General features: G+C 72.3%; 19 protein-coding genes. 8 read left to right on the top strand and 11 right to left on the bottom strand.

Annotation, left to right across the window (positions count from 1 at the left end):
* Positions 1–72 precede the first annotated feature (72 nt).
* On the top strand, positions 73–921 hold the full coding sequence (locus IFU19_RS04085) for a Sir2 family NAD-dependent protein deacetylase (RefSeq protein ID WP_055837586.1): 849 nt from the start codon (positions 73–75) through the stop codon (positions 919–921).
* A 279-nt stretch (positions 922–1,200) separates the two neighbouring features.
* Entirely contained in the window at positions 1,201–1,788 is a 588-nt protein-coding gene (locus IFU19_RS04080) for a histidine phosphatase family protein (RefSeq protein ID WP_192013001.1), read from the top strand.
* A 39-nt stretch (positions 1,789–1,827) separates the two neighbouring features.
* On the opposite strand, the gene IFU19_RS04075 is transcribed toward IFU19_RS04080, so the two are convergent.
* Genes IFU19_RS04075 through IFU19_RS04055 form a run of 5 tightly spaced genes read right to left on the bottom strand, consistent with a single transcriptional unit; the run spans position 1,828 to position 8,176 of the window.
* Positions 1,828–2,640 (bottom strand): aldolase/citrate lyase family protein, encoded by an 813-nt coding sequence (locus IFU19_RS04075; protein WP_192013000.1) that lies wholly within the window; start codon positions 2,638–2,640, stop codon positions 1,828–1,830.
* A 43-nt stretch (positions 2,641–2,683) separates the two neighbouring features.
* Positions 2,684–3,151, bottom strand: coding sequence for a MaoC family dehydratase (locus IFU19_RS04070; protein WP_055837595.1), 468 nt, complete (start codon positions 3,149–3,151; stop codon positions 2,684–2,686).
* The gene (locus IFU19_RS04065; protein ID WP_082509705.1) at positions 3,148–4,323 is read right to left on the bottom strand and encodes an acyl-CoA dehydrogenase family protein; all 1,176 of its coding nucleotides are present in this window, start codon (positions 4,321–4,323) and stop codon (positions 3,148–3,150) included. The genes IFU19_RS04070 and IFU19_RS04065 overlap by 4 nt, the downstream gene beginning before the upstream one ends.
* Positions 4,320–6,563 carry an acetyl/propionyl/methylcrotonyl-CoA carboxylase subunit alpha gene (locus IFU19_RS04060; RefSeq protein WP_342343376.1) on the bottom strand — a complete coding sequence of 748 codons (2,244 nt, stop codon included), beginning with the start codon at positions 6,561–6,563 and terminating at the stop codon, positions 4,320–4,322. Before IFU19_RS04060 ends, IFU19_RS04065 begins: the two co-directional genes overlap by 4 nt.
* 5 nt (positions 6,564–6,568) lie before the next feature.
* On the bottom strand, positions 6,569–8,176 hold the full coding sequence (locus IFU19_RS04055; protein ID WP_192012999.1) for a carboxyl transferase domain-containing protein: 1,608 nt from the start codon (positions 8,174–8,176) through the stop codon (positions 6,569–6,571).
* A gap of 120 nt (positions 8,177–8,296) precedes the next feature.
* Between IFU19_RS04055 and IFU19_RS04050 the strand changes: the two genes are divergently transcribed.
* On the top strand, positions 8,297–9,172 hold the full coding sequence (locus IFU19_RS04050; RefSeq protein ID WP_249405347.1) for a TetR/AcrR family transcriptional regulator: 876 nt from the start codon (positions 8,297–8,299) through the stop codon (positions 9,170–9,172).
* A gap of 565 nt (positions 9,173–9,737) precedes the next feature.
* On the opposite strand, the gene IFU19_RS04045 is transcribed toward IFU19_RS04050, so the two are convergent.
* Genes IFU19_RS04045 through pdhA form a run of 3 tightly spaced genes read right to left on the bottom strand, consistent with a single transcriptional unit; the run spans position 9,738 to position 13,311 of the window.
* Positions 9,738–11,144: a dihydrolipoamide acetyltransferase family protein gene (locus IFU19_RS04045; RefSeq protein WP_192012997.1), complete on the bottom strand. Its 1,407-nt coding sequence runs from the start codon at positions 11,142–11,144 to the stop codon at positions 9,738–9,740.
* Positions 11,141–12,187, bottom strand: a complete 1,047-nt coding sequence (locus IFU19_RS04040) for an alpha-ketoacid dehydrogenase subunit beta (RefSeq protein WP_192012996.1) — start codon at positions 12,185–12,187, stop codon at positions 11,141–11,143. The genes IFU19_RS04045 and IFU19_RS04040 overlap by 4 nt, the downstream gene beginning before the upstream one ends.
* Complete coding sequence (gene pdhA, locus IFU19_RS04035) at positions 12,184–13,311, bottom strand: pyruvate dehydrogenase (acetyl-transferring) E1 component subunit alpha (protein WP_192012995.1); 1,128 nt, start codon at positions 13,309–13,311, stop codon at positions 12,184–12,186. Before pdhA ends, IFU19_RS04040 begins: the two co-directional genes overlap by 4 nt.
* 176 nt (positions 13,312–13,487) lie before the next feature.
* Between pdhA and IFU19_RS04030 the strand changes: the two genes are divergently transcribed.
* A complete protein-coding gene (locus IFU19_RS04030) occupies positions 13,488–13,961 on the top strand; it encodes an Lrp/AsnC family transcriptional regulator (RefSeq protein ID WP_055837611.1) in 474 nt (157 codons plus the stop codon).
* A 58-nt stretch (positions 13,962–14,019) separates the two neighbouring features.
* On the opposite strand, the gene IFU19_RS04025 is transcribed toward IFU19_RS04030, so the two are convergent.
* The gene (locus IFU19_RS04025) at positions 14,020–15,012 is read right to left on the bottom strand and encodes an EamA family transporter (RefSeq protein WP_192012994.1); all 993 of its coding nucleotides are present in this window, start codon (positions 15,010–15,012) and stop codon (positions 14,020–14,022) included.
* A gap of 72 nt (positions 15,013–15,084) precedes the next feature.
* Here IFU19_RS04025 and IFU19_RS04020 point away from each other — a divergent pair, with 72 nt between their 5' ends.
* Positions 15,085–15,645, top strand: coding sequence for a CGNR zinc finger domain-containing protein (locus tag IFU19_RS04020; protein WP_192012993.1), 561 nt, complete (start codon positions 15,085–15,087; stop codon positions 15,643–15,645).
* 116 nt (positions 15,646–15,761) lie between these two features.
* Here IFU19_RS04020 and IFU19_RS04015 read toward each other — a convergent pair whose 3' ends face one another.
* On the bottom strand, positions 15,762–16,634 hold the full coding sequence (locus IFU19_RS04015; RefSeq protein WP_192012992.1) for an alpha/beta fold hydrolase: 873 nt from the start codon (positions 16,632–16,634) through the stop codon (positions 15,762–15,764).
* Positions 16,635–16,776: 142 nt separating this feature from the next.
* Between IFU19_RS04015 and IFU19_RS04010 the strand changes: the two genes are divergently transcribed.
* The 3 genes from IFU19_RS04010 to IFU19_RS04000 all read left to right on the top strand — a co-directional run bounded on the left by IFU19_RS04010 (position 16,777) and on the right by IFU19_RS04000 (position 20,464).
* Positions 16,777–17,511, top strand: coding sequence for an exonuclease domain-containing protein (locus tag IFU19_RS04010; protein WP_192012991.1), 735 nt, complete (start codon positions 16,777–16,779; stop codon positions 17,509–17,511).
* A 311-nt stretch (positions 17,512–17,822) separates the two neighbouring features.
* Positions 17,823–19,376 carry an HNH endonuclease signature motif containing protein gene (locus tag IFU19_RS04005; protein WP_192012990.1) on the top strand — a complete coding sequence of 518 codons (1,554 nt, stop codon included), beginning with the start codon at positions 17,823–17,825 and terminating at the stop codon, positions 19,374–19,376.
* Positions 19,377–19,657: 281 nt separating this feature from the next.
* On the top strand, positions 19,658–20,464 hold the full coding sequence (locus IFU19_RS04000) for a carbon-nitrogen hydrolase family protein (protein ID WP_192012989.1): 807 nt from the start codon (positions 19,658–19,660) through the stop codon (positions 20,462–20,464).
* Positions 20,465–20,639: 175 nt separating this feature from the next.
* On the opposite strand, the gene IFU19_RS03995 is transcribed toward IFU19_RS04000, so the two are convergent.
* A complete protein-coding gene (locus IFU19_RS03995) occupies positions 20,640–20,891 on the bottom strand; it encodes a type B 50S ribosomal protein L31 (protein WP_055837630.1) in 252 nt (83 codons plus the stop codon).

The following is a 20,891-nucleotide window of genomic DNA, read 5'->3' as shown; positions in this document are numbered from 1 at the left end:
GGCCGCCTGCGCCGCCGCCCGCGCGCGTCCGGTGTCGGTGCCCGTCCTAGACTCGGTACGACGGAGGTGCGCATGACCGACACGACGGAGGATGCCGAGTTCCTGGCATCCATCGATCGAGCCGTCGAGGTGCTCGCGGGCCGCCGCATCGCGGTGTTGACCGGTGCCGGCGTGTCGACGGACTCGGGGATTCCCGACTACCGCGGCAAGGGGGCTCCGACGCGGACGCCCATGACGGCGCAGCAGTTCCTCTCGAACGCCGAGGCACGACGCCGGTACTGGGTGGGCAGTCACCTGGGCTGGAAGGTCTTCGCCGCCGCCGAACCCAACGACGGGCACCGTGCGCTCGCCGACCTCGAACGCGCGGGAGTGGCGAACGGCGTCGTGACGCAGAACGTCGACGGGCTGCACGTGCGCGCGGGCAGTGGACGCGTCGTCGAACTGCACGGCACGATGCGCCGGGTCGGCTGCCTGCACTGCGGTCAGGTGTTCGACCGTCGCGACCTCGCCGAGCGCGTCGAAGCCGACAACCCGTGGATCAGCCTGCCCGAGAACGTGGAGCTCGGCCCCGACGGCGACGTCACCCCCGCTTCGGCCGACGGGTTCGTGGTGCCGGTGTGCTCAGTGTGCGGTGGCACACTCAAACCCGACGTGGTGTTCTTCGGCGAGTACATCCCGGTCGAGAGGTTCCGTGAGGCGGAGCAGCTCGTGCACACCAGCGGGGCCCTGGTGATCGCCGGCTCGTCGCTGGTGGTCAACTCCGGCATCCGTCTGGTCGAGCGGGCGCGACGCAAGCGCCTGCCGGTCGTGATCGTGAACCGCGGCGAGACCCGCGCCGACCAGCGCGCCGCGGTGAAGATCGACGGGAGCACCACCCACGTGCTGCGCGCACTCGCCGAGCGGCTGCCCGCGCTGCTCTGACACCTGTCAGCGGAACCGACGTTCGCGGGTCGAGATCACCTGCGGCGGGCGCTGCGGGCCGCGATGCCCGGTCCGTCGCGCGGTGGAGCGTGACGGGCGGAGGATCTGGGACGAGCGGAGGACCGCAATCCGCCCCGGCATCCTCCCCTCCCCCCACGTCCTCCGCTCCGCACCACCCCGCGCGACCCACCCGCGCCACCCGTGCGAGCCGCGCGAGCTGCGTAACCTGCCGCCCGGAGGGCCGGACCGGCGGATGCCGCGCTCGGTTAGGCTCGAACGGTGACGATCCTGACCCTCGTGCGACACGGTGAGACCGACTGGAACTCCGGGGGCCGCATCCAGGGCTCGACCGACATCGCCCTGAACGACACCGGTCGCGCCCAGGCGCGCGAGCTCGCCGAGCGTCTCGCCGCCGAGTACGCCGGGCGCGACGCGGTGGTGGTCTCGAGCGACCTGTCCCGCGCGGCCGAGACCGCCGACGTCATCGCCGCAGCACTCGGCACCACCGTGGCGCTGCGACTCCCCGGCCTGCAGGAGCGGTCGTACGGAGACGCCGAGGGGATGGACGCCCCGTCGTTCGCCCGGGCCTATGGAGCGTGGCACGCGGCCGACGTCCCCGGCGCCGAGACCTGGCCTGTGGTGCGCGAGCGCGCGCTCACCGCACTCGCCGAGGCCTTGACCGCCGCTCCCGAGGGTGCCGACGTCATCGCCGTCGCGCACGGCGCGCTCATCCGCGAAGTCATCCTCTACGCCACCGACGGCGCGTTCCCCCGCGAGGGCGAGCGCCTGCCGAACTGCTCGGCGACGACGTTCCGACTCGACGGCGACTCGTGGGAGATGCTGGCGTACGCCGGCGTCGCGAGCTGAGACGCCCGGGCCGGGGTCGCTGAGACCGGGCTCCCCGCCTCAGCGCCTCGCGCGCTGCACGAGCGATCGCGCGTGCCGCAGGATCGGCTCGTCGATCATGCGCCCTTCGAACCGGAACACCCCGCGCTCGCCCTCGGCGGCCGCGAGCACGTCGCGCGCCCACTCCACCTGCTCCGGGCGGGGGGCGTAGGCCTCGCGGATCGCCGCGACCTGCCCCGGGTGGATGCACGCGGTGGCCGCGAACCCGGATGCCGCGGCATCCCGCGCCTCGACCGCGAGACCCTCGAGGTCGGCGATGTCGACGTGCACGGCGTCGATCGCCCGCTTGCCGAACGCTCCCGCGGCGAGAAGCACCCGGGCGCGCGCGAGGCGGGCGACGTCGCGATACCCGCCGTCGTCCCCGCGGCTGGAGGTGCCGCCGAGGCTCGCGACGAGGTCTTCCGCGCCCCACATCAACGCCACCACCTGCGTGCACGCGGCGAGCTGTTCGGCCGCGACGACGCCGCGCGCCGTCTCGCAGAGGGCGATGACCTCGTACGACACCAGAGGATCGAGGGATGCCGGGTCCTCGGCCTTGGCGACCATCACCGTGCGCACGCGGGTCTGCGCCAGCGCGGCGAGGTCGAGCACGAAATCGGCGGTCGCGGGAGCGTTCACCCGCACCACGACCCGGTCGGGATCGGGATCGGCGGCGATCAGCGCCTCACGGGCGGCGGCCTTGGCATCCGGGGCCACGGCGTCTTCGAGGTCGAGGATCGCGGCATCCGCGCGCTCGAGGGCTTTGGCGAGCCGCTCGGGCCGGTCTCCGGGAACGAAGAGCAGCGCCGGGCCGAGCTCGAACGACCCGCTCACGCAACAGCCCCCGGACGTGAGACACAGCGCAGCGCGGACCCGCTCACGCCCGCCCCTCCTGCGCCCACACCAGCACGGTCCGCGTCGCCGTGACGACCACCTCGTCGTTCTGCGATCGACCGGTGTGCGCCATCACCACGATCCCCTGACCGGGGCGTGAGCTCGAGGCGCGCACCGACACGACCTCGGTTTCGGCCGTGAGGGTGTCGCCGACGAACAGCGGGGCGGGAAAGCTGACGTCGGTCAGCCCCAGCTGGGCGACGAGAGTGCCCTGCGTCAGCTGCGCGACCGACAGTCCCACGAGTGTCGACAGCGTCCACATCGAGTTCACGAGCGGCCGGCCGAAGGGCTGGGTCGCCGCGTAGGCGGCATCCAGATGCAGGGCCTGCGTGTTCATCGTGAGGGTGGTGAACAGCACGTTGTCGGCGTCGGTGACGGTGCGACCGGGGCGGTGCGCGTACCTCTCGCCGACGACGAACTCGTCCAGATACAGGCCGCGCTGCTCGATCATGCCGCCACGGTACCGGTGAGTCCCAGCGCGCGCGAGATCACCATGAGCTGCACCTCGGTCGTGCCCTCGCCGATCTCGAGGATCTTCGAGTCGCGGTAGTGCCGGGCGACGGCGTACTCGTTGATGAACCCGTTGCCGCCGAACACCTGCGTCGCATCGCGCGCGTTCGCCATCGCCGCATCGCTCGCGGTCATCTTGGCGACCGCGGCGTCGACCGAGAACGGCTTTCCGGCGTCGCACAGCCGCGCCGCGTGCACCCAGGCCAGCCGGGCGGTGTGCACGCGGGCGTGCATGCGCGCGAGCAGGAACTGCATGCTCTGACGCGTCGACAGCGTCTCACCGAACACGGTGCGGGTGCGGGCGTAGTCGACCGCCGCTTCGAGGCAGCCCTCGGCGGCTCCGGTCGCGAGGGCGGCGATCGCCACGCGACCCTCGTCGAGCGTGCGGAGGAAGTTCTTGAACCCCTGTCCGCGCTCGCCCAGCAGGTGGGCCGCGGGCACGCGCACGCCGTCGAAGTGCAGCGGGTGGGTGTCGGAGGCGTTCCAGCCGACCTTGTCGTAGGCCGGGCCCACGGTGAAGCCGGGGGTGCCGTTCGGCACGATAATCGTCGAGATCTCGGGGCGATCGCCCGTGCGACCGGTCACCGCGGTGACGGTCACGAACCGGGTGATGTCGGTGCCCGAGTTGGTGATGAACTGCTTCGACCCGTCGATCACCCACTCGTCACCCTCGAGTCGGGCGGTGGTGCGGGTCGCGCCGGCGTCGCTTCCCGCTTCGGCTTCGGTCAACCCGAAGCCGGCGAGCGCGCGACCGGCGACGAGGTCGGGGAGGTACTCGGCTTTCTGCGCCTCGGTGCCGTAGCGGTAGATCGGCATGGCGCCGAGCCCCACTCCCGCTTCGAGGGTGATCGCCATGGACTGGTCGACGCGCGCGATCGCCTCGATCGCGACGCACAGGCTCGCGTAGTCGCCGCCCTGCCCGCCGACCTCCTCGGGGAACGGCAGCCCGAACAGGCCGAGCTCGCCCATTTGCGCGACCAGGTCGAGGGGCAGTTCGTGCGCACGGTCGGCCTCGTACGAGCGGGGCGCGATCACCTCGTCGGCGAACTCGCGCACCATGGCGCTGAGGTCGCGCTCGTCGTCGGTGAAGGCCTGTTGGCTGTCGATGCTCACGGGAGGGTCTCCTTGTGGAAAGCGGGGATGGGGGAAGCGGGGAGAGAGGATGCCAGGGTGGCGGCGGAATCGCGGGGTTTCGCGGGTGCGGCGTCTGGGTCTGCGTCTGCGCCGGCGTGCGCATCCTCCGCAATTCGCGCATCCTCCGCCGCACTCGCCGCATCGGCGACGGAGGTTGTGCGCATCGCCGAGGTGGTGCGCGAGGATTCGCGCCCCGCGGGGGCGTCGATGGGCTCAGCGACCTGATCAGCTCCGGTCGGTGAGCCGGTCGACGCCTCTCCCGCGGGGGCAGCCGGCGTCACGGTCGCGACCACCGCATCGCGGGCGACCTGCGCGCCCGCGGACGTGCGCAGCCGCACGGTGCCGGCGTGGGGAGCGGTCACTGTGTGCTCCATCTTCATCGCCTCGATGGTGACGAGCCGGTCCCCCGCCGCGACCGCGTCGCCGTCGGCGGTGTGCACGGCGACGACGGTGCCCGGAAGCGGGGCGACGAGGTCGGGGTCGATCGTTCCCGGCGCCCGACCCGCGGCCGCCCGGCGCCGTTCGGCGGCCGCCCGCCGCGAGACGACACGCAGCCGGTGCGCCCCGCCGTCGGCGTGCACCCAGTACTCGGTGGGCCCACCGGTCACGACAGCGGCCTGAACCGGGCCGGGAGCCACATCGTGCGCGCGCTCCAGGTCGTCGCCGAGGTGGATGACCCCGGGCGCGACGTCGTGCACGCGACCGGCGTCGTCCTCGAGGTGGATGATCCGCGGGGCGGCCGCTCCCCCGGCACGCCACGGTCCGACGCGGCGCCAGACGGAGTCGAGGGCCGGGGTGCCGGCATCCTGGGTCTGTTCACCCGCGACGCGGTCGGCGACCGCGGCGAGCGCGGCGGTCGAGGGGTGGGGAGCCGCGGGCGTTCCGCGCCGATCCAGCAGCCCGGTATCGAGCTCACCGGCCCGCACCGCGGGATCGGCCAGCAGCGCCCGCAGGTCGGCGATGTTCGTGTCGACGCCGAGCACGACGGTGTCGGCGAGGGCGGCGTCGAGGCGGGCGAGCGCGGTGGCGCGGTCGGGTCCGTGCGCGATGACCTTCGCGATCATGGGGTCGTAGAGCGCGCTGATGACCGATCCCGTCTCGACGGCACTGTCGACGCGCGCGTCTCCGGCGTGCCAGTGGACCACGGTGCCGGTGGCGGGAAGGTATCCGCGAGAAGGCGTCTCGGCATAGACCCGGGCTTCGATCGCGTGCCCGTCGAGACGCACCTCGGGCAGATCGAGCGCGAACCCCGCCGCGACCCGCAGCTGCTGCTCGACGAGGTCGATGCCGGTGACGAGCTCGGTGACGGGGTGCTCGACCTGCAGGCGCGTGTTCATCTCGATGAAGAACGGCTCGTCGAGCCGGTCACCCGAGACGAGGAACTCCACGGTGCCCGCGCCGAGGTATCCGACGCTGCGGGCAGCGGCCACGGCTGCCTCGCCCAGACGTCGGCGGGTCTCGGTGTCGACGACCGGCGAGGGTGCCTCCTCGATGACCTTCTGGTGCCGGCGCTGCAGGGTGCACTCGCGTTCGCCGAGCGACAGCGTCGTGCCGTGCCGGTCGGCGAGCACCTGCACTTCGATGTGCCGGGGGCGCTCGAGGAGGCGTTCGAGGAGCAGGGTGTCGTCGCCGAAGGCCGATGCCGCCACCCGGCGGGCCGTGGCGAGGGCGTCGACGAGGTCATCGGGGCGGGTGGCCACCGTCATCCCCTTGCCTCCCCCGCCGGCGGAGGGCTTCACCAGCAGGGGGTACCCGGCACGGTCGGCCTCGACGGCGATCTCGGCGTCGGTGAGCCCGGTCGCCGAGAACCCCGGCACGGTCGGCACCCCGTGGGCGGCGACGTGCTCCTTCGCGCGGATCTTGTCGCCCATGACCTCGAGCGCCTCGACGCCCGGGCCGACGAAGACGACCCCGGCCGCGGCGCACGCGCGAGCGAAACCGGCGTTCTCGCTGAGGAAGCCGTAGCCCGGGTGCACGGCCTCGGCACCGCCGGCGACGGCCGCCGCGACGACCGCATCGACGTCGAGATACGAGGACACGCGCACGGCATGGTCCGCCTCGCGGGCGTGGGGGGCGTCGGCATCCGCGTCGGTGTACACGGCCACGGAGCGGATGCCGAGACGCCGGAGCGTGCGGAACACCCGACGTGCGATCTCTCCCCGGTTGGCGACGAGCACGGAGGAGAACGGGCGCGGGTCGGAGTCGGGGATCGTGGGCACGGGGATCACATCCGGAAGAGGCCGAAGCCCCGGTCGGCCAGCGGCACCCGGCTGACGACGTCGAGCGCGAGCCCGAGCATCGTGCGGGTGTCGGTGGGGTCGATCACGCCGTCGTCCCAGAGGCGGGCGGTGGCGTAATACGGGCTGCCCTGTTCGTCGTAGCGCTCGCGGATCGGCTTCTGGAACGCCTGGTCGTCGGCATCCGTCCACTCCTCACCGCGGGCGGCGCGCTGATCGCGCGTGACGGTCGAGAGCACGGATGCCGCTTGCGCGCCGCCCATGACCGAGATGCGGCTCGCGGGCCAGGTCCACAGGAACCGCGGATCGTACGCGCGCCCGCACATCGCGTAGTTGCCCGCGCCGTACGAGCCGCCCACGAGCACGGTGAGCTTGGGCACCCGCGTGGTGGCGACGGCGGTGACCATCTTGGCGCCGTCTTTGGCGATGCCGCCGGCCTCGGCATCGCGCCCCACCATGAACCCGGTGATGTTCTGCAGGAACAGCAGGGGGATGCCGCGCTGGTCGGCGAGCTCGATGAAGTGCGCCGCCTTGAGCGCGGATTCGCTGAACAGCACCCCGTCGTTCGCGATGATGCCGACCGGGTGGCCGTGCAGGCGCGCGAAGGCGGTGATGACGGTCTCGCCGTAGAGCGCTTTGAACTCGTGCAGGGAGCCCGCGTCGACGAGGGTGTCGATGATCGCGCGCATGTCGACGGGGTGCGACACGTCGACGGGGACGAGGTCGTACAGATCTTCCGCCGGGCGTCGGGGGGCGATCGCGGGCAGCACCTCCCACACCGGCGCGGGAGTCGGCGGCAGGGTGGCGATGATGTCGCGCACGATCTCGAGCGCGTGCGCGTCGTCGTCGGCGAGGTGGTCGACCACTCCGGAGCGGCGCGCGTGCAGGTCTCCCCCGCCGAGCTGCTCGGCGGTGACGTCTTCGCCGATCGCGGCCTTCACCAGGGGCGGTCCGCCGAGGAACACCGTGCCCTGGTTGCGCACGATCACGCTCTCGTCGCTCATCGCGGGCACGTACGCGCCTCCCGCGGTGCACGAGCCCAGGACGGCGGCGATCTGAGGGATGCCGAGGGCCGACAGCTGCGCCTGATTGCGGAAGATTCGGCCGAAGTGCTCGCGATCGGGGAAGACCTCGTCCTGCATCGGCAGGAACGCCCCGCCCGAGTCCACGAGGGCGATGCAGGGCAGACGGTTCTCACGCGCGATCTCCTGGGCGCGCAGGTGCTTCTTGACCGTGAGGGGGAAGTAGGCGCCGCCCTTCACGGTGGCGTCGTTGGCCAGCACCATCACGTGGCGCCCGTGCACGAGACCGATGCCCGCCACCATGCCCGCCCCGGGGGCGCCGCCGTCGTAGAGCCCGTGGGCGGCCAGAGGCGCGACCTCGAGGAAGGGGCTGCCCTCGTCGAGAAGGCGGTCGATGCGGTCACGGGCGAGGAGCTTGCCCCGCGCGGTGTGGCGTTCGCGGGCGGCATCCGATCCCCCGCGCGCGGCCCGCGCGAGGGTGTCGCGGAGGTCGACCGCCAGGGAGCGTTGCGTGGGCGCGGCCTCGCCCGTCGCCTCGGGCGAGGGTGAATCGATAACCGGTGCTGTGCTCATGGCGGCTCCGTCTCGACGCCGCGTCGTCGACGGCATCGTCGCTCCCGTTGGGGGGTCGTTCCCCCGGGGATAGGTTTCAGTTAATGTTGGCTAACTGAGATTTCAGGCTAGCCCGACGGGATGCCGATGACAAGAGCGAACGGTAAGCCGTCGGCCGACGCCGGTGAAGCGCGCGACGAGCGCTCGGCCGACGCCGGCGAAACGCGCCCGGGCACCGCGCGCGACCGCGCCAAGGCCGATCGCCGAGCTGCGCTGCTCGCGGCCGACGCCGGCGAAACGCGCCCGGGCACCGCGCGCGACCGCGCCAAGGCCGATCGCCGAGCGGCGCTGCTCGCGGCCGCCGCCCGTCTCTTCGCCGAGCGCGGCTTCGACGGCGTGACCCTCGAAGACATCGGCGCCGCCGTCGGGGTCAGCGGCCCCGCGGTGTACCGCCACGTCTCCAGCAAGCAGGCGCTGCTCGGCGCGATCCTCGTCGACGTCAGCGAGCGGCTCCTCCACGGCGGGCGTGCCGTCACCGCGGCGGTGTCGGACCCCGCGACCCCGAGCACAACGGCGGAGACCCCTCACGACACATCGGGCCACGGCTCCCTCGACCGGCGTGTCGCCGAGGATCCCCGCAGCCGTGCACGCTCGGCATCCGGGGACTCCCCGTCCGAGCGGAATCCGGGCGCACCGCTGCTCCGCGCCCTCGTCGACTTCCACGTCGCGTTCGCGCTCGCCGAGGCCGACGTGATCCGCGTGCAGGACCGCGACCTCGACCGCCTCTCGCCCGCCGACCGCCGTACGGTCCGCGACCTGCAGAACGCGTACGTCTCGGTGTGGACCGCGGCTCTCGCCGCCGCGGACCCGGATGCCGAGACCCCCGCCGAACGCCGCGTCCGCGCCCTGGCCTGCTTCGGTCTGATCAACTCGACCCCGCACAGCGTGCGCGGGGTGGCGGCCGCTCGCGTGGGCCCCACGCTGACGCGCATGGCCCTCGCGGCGTTGACGGCCTGACGCGCTCTCGCGGCGTTGGCGACCTGGCGCGCCCTCGCGCGGCGCCGCGCGTCGCCCCGCGCCTCGTCACCCGCCCGCCGTCTCCCCACTGTCGAGTGTCCAAGACACGCCGCACGCCGGAGCCCACTCGCGGCATGTCCTGGACACTCAACCTGTGTCACGACGGCCACTCGGCGTCGAACCCTGCGCCGCCTGCCCGGGTCACTCGACCCGCCTCACGACGCCGCCCGGCGTCGAACCCGCCTCATTCGCCCCGCCCCCTGTCGAGTGTCCAAGACACGCCGCACGGCGGAACCCTCTCGCGGCATGTCCTGGACACTCAACCTGTGTCACGACGCCACTCGGCGTCGAACCCTGCGCCGCCTGCCCGGGTCACTCGACCCGCCTCACGACGCCGCACGGCCGCGAACCCGAACCCACTCGCACCCGCACACGCACACGCACACGCACACGCACACGCACACGCACACGCACACGAGTGTCCAAGACACGCCGCATTCCGAAGCCCCTCCCCGGCGTGTCCTGGACACTCGACGCACCCGCCACCCCAGCGCTCGGCCCGAGCTCACCGCAGCAGCATCGCCCTCCCGGGTTCGCGCAGCACCCCGGCGACGTCGGTGAGGAACCGGGCCGCCTCGGCGCCGTCGACGAGACGGTGGTCGAACGACAGGCTGAGCGTCAGCACGTCGCGCAGCGCGATCTCGCCGTGGTGCTCCCACGGCGTGCGGCGGACGGCCCCGACGGCAAGGATCCCGGCCTCACCCGGGTTGAGGATCGGGGTACCGGCATCCACTCCGAACACGCCCACGTTGGTGATCGAGAACGTGCCGCCCGTCATCGCCGCCGGCGAGGTACGCCCGGCCCGCGCGGTGGCGGCGAGTTCCGCGATCGCGTCGGCGAGGTCGACGAGGTCGAGGCCGTCGGCATCCGGGATCACCGGCACCACCAGCCCGCGCTCGGTCGCGGCGGCGATGCCGAGGCCGACGTAGTGGTGCTCGACGATCTCACCCGCCGCCTCGTCCCATCGCGCGTTCAGCGCGGGCGTGCGCCCGAGGGCGAGGCACACGGCCTTCGCGACGATCGCGAGCACTCCGATGCGGTGACCGTCGAGGGCGCGATCGTGCTTGAGGGATGCCAGCAACTCGGTCGTCGCGGTGACGTCGACCGTGAGGAAGGTCGTCGCGTGCGGAGCGGTGAAGGCGCTGCGCACCATCGCCGCGGCGGTGTGCTTGCGCACTCCGCGGATCGGCGTGCGGGTCTCGCGCGCGCCGGGAGACGAGGCCGGGGGGACCGTCGACGTGGGGGTGGAGGCGAGGGAGGAGTCCGCGCGCGCGGCGTACTCCTCGACGTGCGTGCGCGTGACCGCTTCACCGGGGTGAGCGGCGGCGACGAGCACGAGATCGACGCCCAGGTCTTTCGCGAGCTTGCGCACCGGCGGCGTCGAGCGCGGACGCTCCATCGGCAGATCGATGGGGCCGGTGCGCAGCACGTCGTGCGGGGCGGCTTCGCGCACCGCGGTGTCGACGGCGGCGTCGGCGTCGAGGGTCGCGGTGACGCCGCGCGCTCGCCGCCGGGGGCGACCGCCCGACGACGGAGCCGCGCCGTAGCCCACCAGGTTCGGGGTCGCGCGGGCGGCGATGTCGTCGGCGGGAGCCTCGACGGGCGCCTCGACGACGGTCTCGACGGCCCGGCCCTCGGCGGCGGCGGCGGGGGCGTCGGGCTCATCGTCGGCCCCCGCCACGGCGAAGGACACCAGCGGTGCCCCCACGGCCACGACGTCGCCGGCGGCGGCGTGCAGTCCCTGCACGGTGCCCGCGTACGGCGAGGGGATCTCGACGATGGCCTTGGCCGTCTCGACCTCGGCGATGGTCTGGTTGAGGGTGACTTGGTCGCCCTCGGCCACGTGCCACTGCACGATCTCGGCCTCGGGCAGTCCCTCACCGAGGTCGGGCAGCAGGAACTCGGCGATCATCGGACACCCCCGTCGACGCGGACTCCGGCGGGGGTCGCGGCGGCTGCGACCGCACCCGTCCCGCGATCGAGCACCCGGTCCACCGCGTGCAGGATGCGATCCAGGTCGGGCACGTGGTGCTTCTCGAGCTTCGACGGCGGGTAGGGGATGTCGTGGCCGGTGACCCGCATCGGCGGCGCCTCGAGGTACTCGAAGCACTGCTCGGTGATGCTCGCCACCAGCTCCGCACCGAGACCTGCCTCGCGGGCGGCTTCGTGGGTGACGACGACCCGGCCGGTCTTGCGCACCGACGCCGCGATCGTGTTCAGATCGAGGGGCGACAGGGAACGCAGGTCGACGACCTCGAGCGAGATCCCCTCGTCTTCCGCGGCGAGCGCGGCATCGAGTGCCGTCCGCACCTGCGCGCCGTAGGTGACGATCGTCGCGTCGATGCCCTCGCGGGCGATGCGGGCGAGGTGCATGGGCGGGGCGTCCGAGAGGTCGGCGTCCAGGTCGACCTCGCCTTTGGAGTGGTAGAGGCGCTTGGGTTCGAAGAAGATGACCGGATCATCGGATGCCACGGCCTGCTGCAGCATCACGTAGGCGTCCTGCGGGTTGCTGGCGGCTACGACGCGGAGCCCCGCGGTGTGCACGAAGTACGCCTCGGGAGACTCGGAGTGGTGCTCGGCGGCGCCCACGCCCCCGGCCCACGGGATGCGGATGACCAGTGGCATCCGGATCCGCCCGTTGCTGCGGTAGTGCAGCTTCGCGACCTGGCAGACGATCTGGTCGAACGCGGGGTAGACGAAACCGTCGAACTGGATCTCGACGACGGGCCGGTAGCCGCGTAGGGCGAGTCCGACGGCGGTACCGACGATGCCCGCTTCGGCCAGCGGGGTGTCGACGACGCGCTGCGCGCCGAAGCGCTTCTGCAGGCCGTCGGTCACACGGAAGACCCCGCCGAGCTTGCCGATGTCCTCGCCCATGAGCAGCACCTTGTCATCGCTCTCGAGAGCTTCGGACAGGCCGGCGTTGATGGCGGCACCGAGGGTGAGGGCGGTCATCGCGACACCTCGAATCCGGCGAGGTACTGCGCGTAGTCGGCTTTCTGTTGCGCGAGCCCCGCGTGCGGCTCGGCGTAGACGTGGTCGAAGATCGTCTCGGGTGCCCGGGTGGTGGCTCCGATGCACGCGGCGCGCACCTCGGCGGCGAGTGCGTCGGCGGCACGGGCGACCTCGGCGAGGCCGCCGTCGTCGAGCATCCCCTCGGCGCGCAGGTACGCCTCGAGCCGGGCGATGGGGTCGCGCTCCGCCCAAGCCTCGACCTCGCCCGGTTCCCGGTACCGGGTGGGGTCGTCGCTGGTGGTGTGCGGGCCCATGCGGTAGGTCACGGCCTCGAGGAACGAGGGTCCCTCCCCGCGGCGCGCGCGGTCGAGCGCCCACCGCATCGCCGCGACGCAGGCGAGCGCGTCGTTTCCGTCGATGCGCAGGCTCGGGATGCCGAACCCCGGCGCCCGGCCCGCGAGGGGGAACTCGGACTGCACGGTGACGGGCTCGGAGATCGCCCATTGGTTGTTCGAGCAGACGAACACCACGGGGGCACGGAACGACGAAGCGAACACCATCGCCTCGTTCACGTCGCCTTGGCTCGTGGCCCCGTCGCCGTAATACGCGACGGCGACGTCGGTGGAGCCGTCGCGCTGCGCACCCATCGCCCACCCGGTCGCGTGCAGCGACTGGGCTCCGATGATGATCTGGGGCGGGGCGGCGTTGATGGTCGTGTGGTCGTAGGCCGAGTGCTCCTCGCCGCGCCAGGCGAGCACGTAGTCGGCGGGCTGGGCGCCGCGGCCGAGGAGCACGCCGTGCTCGCGGTAGCTCGGGAAGACGAAGTCGCCCGGGGCGAGGGCGTGCGCCGTTCCGACCTGCGTGGCCTCCTGTCCGCGACACGGGGCCCAGAGCGCCAGCTGCCCCTGGCGTTGCAGGGCGACGCCCTCGGCATCGAGGCGGCGGGTGAGGACCATGTCGCGGTGGAGGGCGCGCAGCTCGTGCGGAGACAGGTCGCTCACCCAGGGATCGAGCGTCGGCTCGGCGACGCGGGTCCCATCCGATTCCAGGAGCCGCAGGGCGTCCTCATCGTCGTGGTGGCGCGCTCTTCCGATCGAAGAATCCTGCGTCTGGGTGTACGTCATCGTCATCCCTCCAGGTGCGGCCGGGGCCCCTCGTGGGAGCGTCGGCGGTCCGGGTGCCGGCAGCGTCGCCGACGAGGCCGACCGTACGCGCGGAATGCACCCCGCTCAAGACCTCGCCGTCATATTGAGCACACTGCCCATTGCGAACGGTCGCGCCGCTGCTAATGTTTCGCAGCATGAGCAAGCTCGACGCGGTCGACCTCGACCTCCTCCGCGCCCTCGCCGCCGATCCGCGGGCCACCGTCGTGGCACTCGCCGAGAAGCTCGGCCTCTCGCGCAACACCGTGCAGGCGCGCATGAGCCGCCTCGAACGCGGCGGGGTGTTCCTGTCGTACGAGCGCACGCTGTCGGCCGAGGCCCTGGGCTTTCCGATCGAGGCGTTCCTGCAGGTGACCGTGCGCCAGGCCGAGTTGCCGGCGATCCGCGCGGAGCTCGCGAAAGTGCCCGAGGTGCTGCAGGCCCACGGCCTCAGCGGCCAGGTCGACCTTCTCGTGCGCGTCGCCTGCCGCGACACGCAGCACCTCTTCGACACCGACGCGCGCATCCTCGCGATCGAGGGCGTCGAGCGCACCGAGACCTCGCTCGTGATGGGCGAGGTCATCGGCTACCGCGTGGGTCCGCTCATGCAGCTGGCGCGCGAGGACATCTAGGTCGGGGGCGGGCGGGTCAGGCTGCGCTCACGCGCCGGCCCCACACCGCCGCACCGCCCTACGGCGACGGCACCACCGGGATACTCGCCGTCTCGGCGCTCCGCTCGGCCGGACTCGCGGCATCCAATCGCACGAGCACGACCCCGATCAGGATCAACGCTCCGCCGACGAACTGGATCGGGGCGGGCGTCTCACCGAGCAGCAGCCACGCGAAGCCCAGGGCGAAGAGCACTTCGCTGAGCCCGACGAACGACGCGAGCCGCGACCCGATGAGCGGCACCGCGATCACCCCGAGCGCGTACCCCACGGTGGTGGCGACCGCGCCGACCCACAGCAGGGGCAGGATGCCGGGGAGCTCCAGCCCCGCCAGCGTCACCGTGATCGACGGCGCGGCGAACGGCAGCACCCCGGTGCCGACGAGCACGCCCATGAGCAGCGTGCCGGTGAGCAGGCCGCCCGCGGCGAGGGCGAGCGGGGGGAGGTCGTCGCCCGCGCGTCCGGCGATGACGAAGTACGCCGCCGCGCAGACGGCCGCGCACAGCGCGAAGATCGTGCCGAGCAGGTCGAACCGGGCTCCGCTGATGTCGACGACGAGCACGAGGCCGGCCATCGCGACGACCGAGCCGATCAGTACCGCTCTCGACGGCGCACGGCGCGTGCGCACCCAGACGGCGATGACGATCAGCACGGGGGCGATGTACTGGATGAGCAGTGCCACGGCGACGGGCATGCGCTGCATGGCGGCGAAGTAGAACAGCTGGCACCCGGCGACGGCGGTGAGACCGAACGAGACGATCAGCAGGCCGTGACGGCGCAGGAACCCGCGTTGCCGTCGGATCGCGAGCAGGAGCGCCGGCGAGAGCAGCAGGGCGGCGACGCCCATGCGCACGAGCAGCACCGCGCCCAGCGACCACCCGCCGTCGAGCAGCGGCTTCACGAACGGACCGCTGGAGGAGAAGGCGAGGGCCGAGGCGACCGCGATCGCGAGGCCGGTGACGGCGCTGGATCCGCGATGCGTGGGGCGCGGGAGGGTGACGGACGACGTGGTCATGCGATGCCTGCTGTCAGGAGTGAAGAACGTTTACACTCGTGACAGTACGACCTCGACATGTCAGGAGTCAACATGATCTTCATTCGTGACACGGAGCTCGTGCTGCGCGCCGCCGTGGAACTCGTCAACACCCTGCCGCAGACCGACACCAGCGGTGCCGACACGCTCACCGACGTGTCCGACCTCGAGGCCTTCATCGAGCGGCACGGGTACACCGGATCCCGCACCCGCGACGCGGGCGAGCTCGCCGCCGTCCGCGGCATCCGGGGACGCCTGCTGCCCCTCTGGAGCGTCGATCGCGACGGAGCGGTGCCCCTCGTGAACGCGATGCTCGCCGACGGCCGTGCCCTTCCTCAGCTCGTTCGGCACGACGGGCTCGATTGGCACATCCACGCGAGCGACCCGGCGGATCCGCTGGCCACGCGCATCCTCGTCGAGACGGCGCTCGCGTTCGTCGACGTGATCCGCGCGGATGAGTACGGGCGCGTGCGGGTATGCGACGCCGACGACTGCAACGGCGTGTACGTCGACTTCTCGAAGAACGGCTCGAAACGCTACTGCGACGCGGGCAACTGCGGCAACCGCATGAACGTCAACGCGTACCGCAAGCGCAAGGCCGACGCGCCGGCCTGACACCCCGCGCGGCCCCGTCGACGAGGTGCCCACCGAAGCGCAGGGCCGACCCGCCGGCCTGACACCCCGCGCGGCCCCGTCGACGAAGTGACCGCCGGACCGCGACACCCCTGCGCCTAGGCGAGGAACTCCCGAATCGCGGATGCCGCCGCCCGCGGCGTCTCGTAATGGATGAGGTGCCCGACCTCGGGGATCTCGACCAGCTCGGCGTTCGGGAAGAGCGTCGCGAGGTGCCGCTCGGCCTCGATCGGCGTGATGTCGTCTTTCTCGGCGGCGATGAGCAGCGTCGGCTGCGCGATGCGCGGCGCGAAGGCTCGCACGTCGTGCGACACGCTCGTCACGAACGCCTCGTGCAGCACGTCGCGATCGGCGAACCGCGAGAAGTACTCGTCGTGCTGCTCGTGCACGAAGCGACGCAGCGCGGGGTCGCGCGTCTTCGCCATGGCGTTGCTCATCACGCGCACGATGATCCCGTTGCGCAGCAGCCCCTCGCCCACCGGGCGCGGCAGCTTCGCCCCGGCGAGGTAGTAGAAGACGGCGAGACGCGTGAGGATCCCCCGCGGCCCCTCGAGCGCGGGCGCCCCGATCGGGTTCACCAGGATCAGTTTCGGGGTGGCGAGCCCACCGGCGACCGCGGCCGACGCCACGATCGATCCGAACGAGTGGCCGAGCACGACGGCATCCGGAGCGACGGTTTCAACGAATTGCCGCAGCCACTCGGCGTACGTGTCGAGGTCGTGCGCGTGCCCGACGAGAGGGGCGGTCTCACCGAAGCCGGGGAGATCGGGCGAGATGACCCGGATGCCGGGCAGATGCGCCACGACCGGATCGAGCCCGTGATGCTCGCCGCGGAACCCGTGCACCGCCACGATCGTCGTCGCGGCCGTGTCGTCGCCGTAGACCCAGTAGGCCGTGGTTCCACCGAGCAGGGCGACCTCGCGCCGCACGACGGGGATCTCGGCGAGCTGCGCGGCATAGGGGTTCGGCATCCGTGAAGTCTATGAGCAGGGTCCGACATCGCCGTGCCGGGCGGAGCGGGCGCGGGCGCCGGAGCCCCGTGACCCCGGCTTCTTCGCTTTCGGGCCTGCGCGCCTCGGCGGCCATGTCGGAGCCCCGCTCTACCGTGGGCGCATGACCCTGTGGCAGGCCGAGCCGCTCCCGCTCTTCCAGATTCCCGAGTGGACGCGTGTCGTCGGCGTCTTCGACCTCGAGACCACCGGTGTCGACGTCGTGAACGACCGCATCGTCACCGCGCACGTCGGTGTGCTCGACGCCGACGGGCAGGTGGTCGACGCCCGCGATTGGCTGGCCGATCCCGGCATCGAGATCCCCGCGGGTGCGGCCGCGATCCACGGCGTGACCACCGCGCACGCGCGCGCCGAGGGAGCGCCGGCCCCGCGCGTGGTGGCCGAGGTCGTCGAGGCGCTCGGCGCGCTCTTCGCCGCCGGCATCCCCGTCGTCGCCTACAACGCCCCGTTCGATTTCTCGATGCTCAAGTACGAGGCCCTGCGCCACGGTGTCGAGCCCATCCACTCCCCCGCGCCCGTGATCGATCCGCTCGTCGTCGACAAGACGTACGACCGGTACCGGCGCGGCAAGCGCACGCTGTCGGTCGTCGCCGAGCACTACGCCGTTCCGCTCGAATCCGCCCACGAGGCCTGCGCCGACGCGGTCGCCGCGGGCCGTCTCGCCCTGGCCCTCGCCGAGAAGTTCGGCCCCTGGATGCCACCCACCCTCGACGAACTGCACACCCGCCAGATCGCCTGGGCCCGCGCGCAAGCGGCGAGCCTCAGCGAGTATTTCGTGAAGATCGGTCGACTGGATGCCGCGGCGGCGCCGATCGACGGGGCGTGGCCGATCCGCTGAGGTGAGGTTCTCTTCGCGACCGGGCGCGGCCGATCCGCGGAGGTATGGCTTTCTTCGCGACGCGGCACAGCCGGTCCGCTGATCTGCGGCTGCTCCGCTCGATGGGCCTGGTTGATCCTGTGACCTCGAGCCTGGCTACTCCGGGGCCTTCCGGCATCCGTCCCGCTCAGCGCCCGCCCGAGCCGACTTCTGCCCGCTCCCCGGCATGGCCCTGGCTCCGCCGGACCACGCGAACGGTCCTCCCGCATCGATCCCCGCGCCGCGACATCCCTCCGCCAGCCAATGTCGGAGGTCCCCGATACCGTTCTCCCATGACCCGAACCGCACGTCCCGCCGACCGGCCCGCGCCGGTGTTCCGGGCGTGCGACGGGGTGCCGTGGCCGACCGACGACGACCTCGATCTGGATGCCGAGTGGGCAGCGTTGCGCGAGTGCGGCGACGTCGAGTGGTGGACGGATGCCGCGCCCGAACCCACCGATGAAGACGCGCCCCTCCAGATCCAGAGCCCGCACGATCGGGGTCACGGCGCGGCCGATGCGGCCTCCGACCTCGACGCGCGGCTGGGGCATCTCGAGACCGTCGTGAGCGAGCACCAGCGGGCGACCGCCGAGGAGTACCGGCTGATTCTCACGGTCCTCGACGACGCGGCGTTCGACCCGGCGCCCTGGGTCGGGCCCGACCCCACGCTCGACCGCGCCTGGATCGACGCCCGCGGGCGGACGCCCCGGGCCGTGCGGCGCGACCGCGTCGACCTCGCGGAACGCGCCGCCGTCGCCGAGATCGCGGTACGGCTGCACCTCTCGGAGCAGACCGTGCGAACGCGCGCCGCCCACGCACGCACGCTTGTCGGCGGTTGTCCGCAGCTCTGGGCGGCGTTCGGCGACGGTCGCATATCCGAGAAGCACGCCGTCGACGCGGCTCGCCTGGCGTCGACCCTCCCCGCGGGCGATACGGCGGCCTTCCATCGCTTCGACGATGAGGCGTGCGCCCGGGCGCTCGTCCTCCCACCCGCGAAGTTCTTCGTCGCGGCGAGGGCGGTGCGCGAGCGCGTCCACGCCGAGTCCCTCGAAACCCGGCACCGTCGGGCCGCAGACGACCGTGCCGTATGGATGACGCCAGAGCTCGACGGCATGGCCACGCTGCACGCGCTCCTGCCCGCCGATCGGGCGAGAGCCGTGATGTCCACGCTCGATCAGACGGCCCGTCACCTCCGCTCGCGCGACGACGAAGACCGCACGCTGGCGCAGTTGCGAGCGGATGCGTTCGCCGACCTCGTCACGACGACGGGCGATGAGGCGCCCGCTCCCGCTGAGGGTGCGACGACGGCCACCGAGGCGGCGCGCCCGGCCGGCGCGCCGACGTCAGGGACAGCACCCCGCACCTTCCGCGCGGCTCCCCCGGCGACCGTCGTCGTCACCATTCCCGCTCTCACCCTTCTCGGTGCCGACAGCGAGCCCGCGACCTTGGAGGGCTACGGCCCCATCGACCTCGACACGGCCCGGCGGCTGGCCGGCACCGCCACATCGTGGATCCGGCTCCTCACCCACCCCGTCACCGGGGCGCCACTGGTTCTCGACCGCAAGACCTATCGCGTTCCCGCCGCGCTGCGGCGGTGGCTCGGCGTCACCTCACCCACCTGCGTCTTCCCCGGCTGCGGCCGAGCGGCCCGAGACTGCGACATCGACCACCTCACCGCCTGGGCCGACGGCGGAACTACCGACGACGACAACCTCGACCCGAAGTGCCGACATCACCATCGCCTACGCCACGAGTCGCGATGGGACATCGCGCACACGACCGGCGGGCCCACGGCCTGGACGTCGCCCCTCGGCGGCACGTACGGCACCGATCCCCCACCGTTCTAGGAACGGCGCCTATCGCGCATCACCCCCGACCCCGCCGACCCCGCCCCCGAGGCTGCGAGTCGCGCACACCACCCCCGCCCTCCCGCGAAACCGTGAGTCACGCGCATCACCCCCGACCCGCCCGCGAGGCCGCCGGTCGCACACCTCACCCCGTCCCACCCGAGTAGCCGCGAGTCGCGCAGATCACCCCCGCCCGCCCGCACGGCCGCCAGTCGCACACACCACCCCCGCGTCGCCCGCGAGGCCGCGAGTCCCCCGCACCTCCCTGCCAGACTGTCCCCGTGACCTGCCGCATCGCCACCGTCCAGGCTGAGGCCGTTCCCGGCGCGCTCGAGCGCAACGTCGCTCGTGCCGCCCGCTTCGTCGCCGAGGGCTCCGCCCAGGGAGCCGACGTCGTCGTCTTCCCCGAGGCGTTCCTCACCGGCTACGACGAGACCGTCTTCGCGGGCGTCCTGCCGCACCTCGACGATGTCGCCTGGTTGCACCCGCTGCAGAGCGTCGTCGATGAGACCGGCGTCGTCGCCGTCGTGAACACCGCTCTTCAGCTCGGCGAGCACCGCACTCTCACCGACCTGCTGATCGCCCCCGGTCGATCCCCTCACCCCGCGTACGCCAAGCAGCACCTCCACGCACCCGAGAGGGCGATCTTCACCCCGGGAACACGCGGATACTCCTTCGAGGTCGGCGGCGTCGAGCTCGCCCTGTCGGTCTGCTACGACGCGAACTTCCCCGAGCACGCGGCCGCCGCGGCCGCCGCAGGGGCCACCGTCTACCTCAACAGCGGAGCGTACTTCCCCGGTGGCGAACGCCGTCGCGACCTGCACCTGGCCGCACGCGCGCTCGACAACGGCATCTACGTCGTCTACAGCGGTCTCGTCGGCGCCCCGAGCGACTTCATCGGCGGCTCGGCGATCTTCGACCCCCTCGGCCGCCGCATCGCCGACGTCACCGAGCGCGAGGGATTGGCCGTCGCCGACATCGATCCCGCCCTCGTGGATGCCGTCCGCGGCGACCAGCGGATGTGGACCGACCGGCGCGCCGACCTGGGAGCGTACGAACGGTCAGGCTCGCTCGCGCTGCACGGCTAGCTCGCACCCACGGCTAGCTCGCCCCACACAACTAGCTCGCACCGCACCACTCCTCGCTTGCGCCCAACGACTCCGCGCTCGCACCGCACGCCTCCCCCGCCGCGCCGTGTTGACGAGCGCGAAAAAAGCCCCCCGTCCCGAAGGACGAGGGGCTTTCGCGACGGATCCGTGGGGATCAACGACCGCCGAAGTTCTTGAAGCGCTGGTTGAACTTCTCGACGCGACCGGCCGAGTCCATGATGCGCTGCTTACCCGTGTAGAAGGGGTGCGAGGCCGACGAGATTTCCACGTCGATGACGGGGTACTCCACGCCGTCGAGCTCGATCGTCTTGTCGCTCGAGACCGTCGAACGGGTCAGGAAGGTGTCCCCCGAACCGAGGTCGCGGAAGACGACGGCCTTGTACGTGGGGTGGATGTCAGTCTGCAT

It is taken from the genome of Microbacterium sp. CFBP 8794, from assembly GCF_014841235.1.
In the GTDB taxonomy this organism is placed as follows: Bacteria; Actinomycetota; Actinomycetes; order Actinomycetales; family Microbacteriaceae; genus Microbacterium.
The sequence above is the reverse complement of the archived record's forward strand: the minus strand, read 5'-3'. Positions and strand labels throughout refer to the sequence as shown.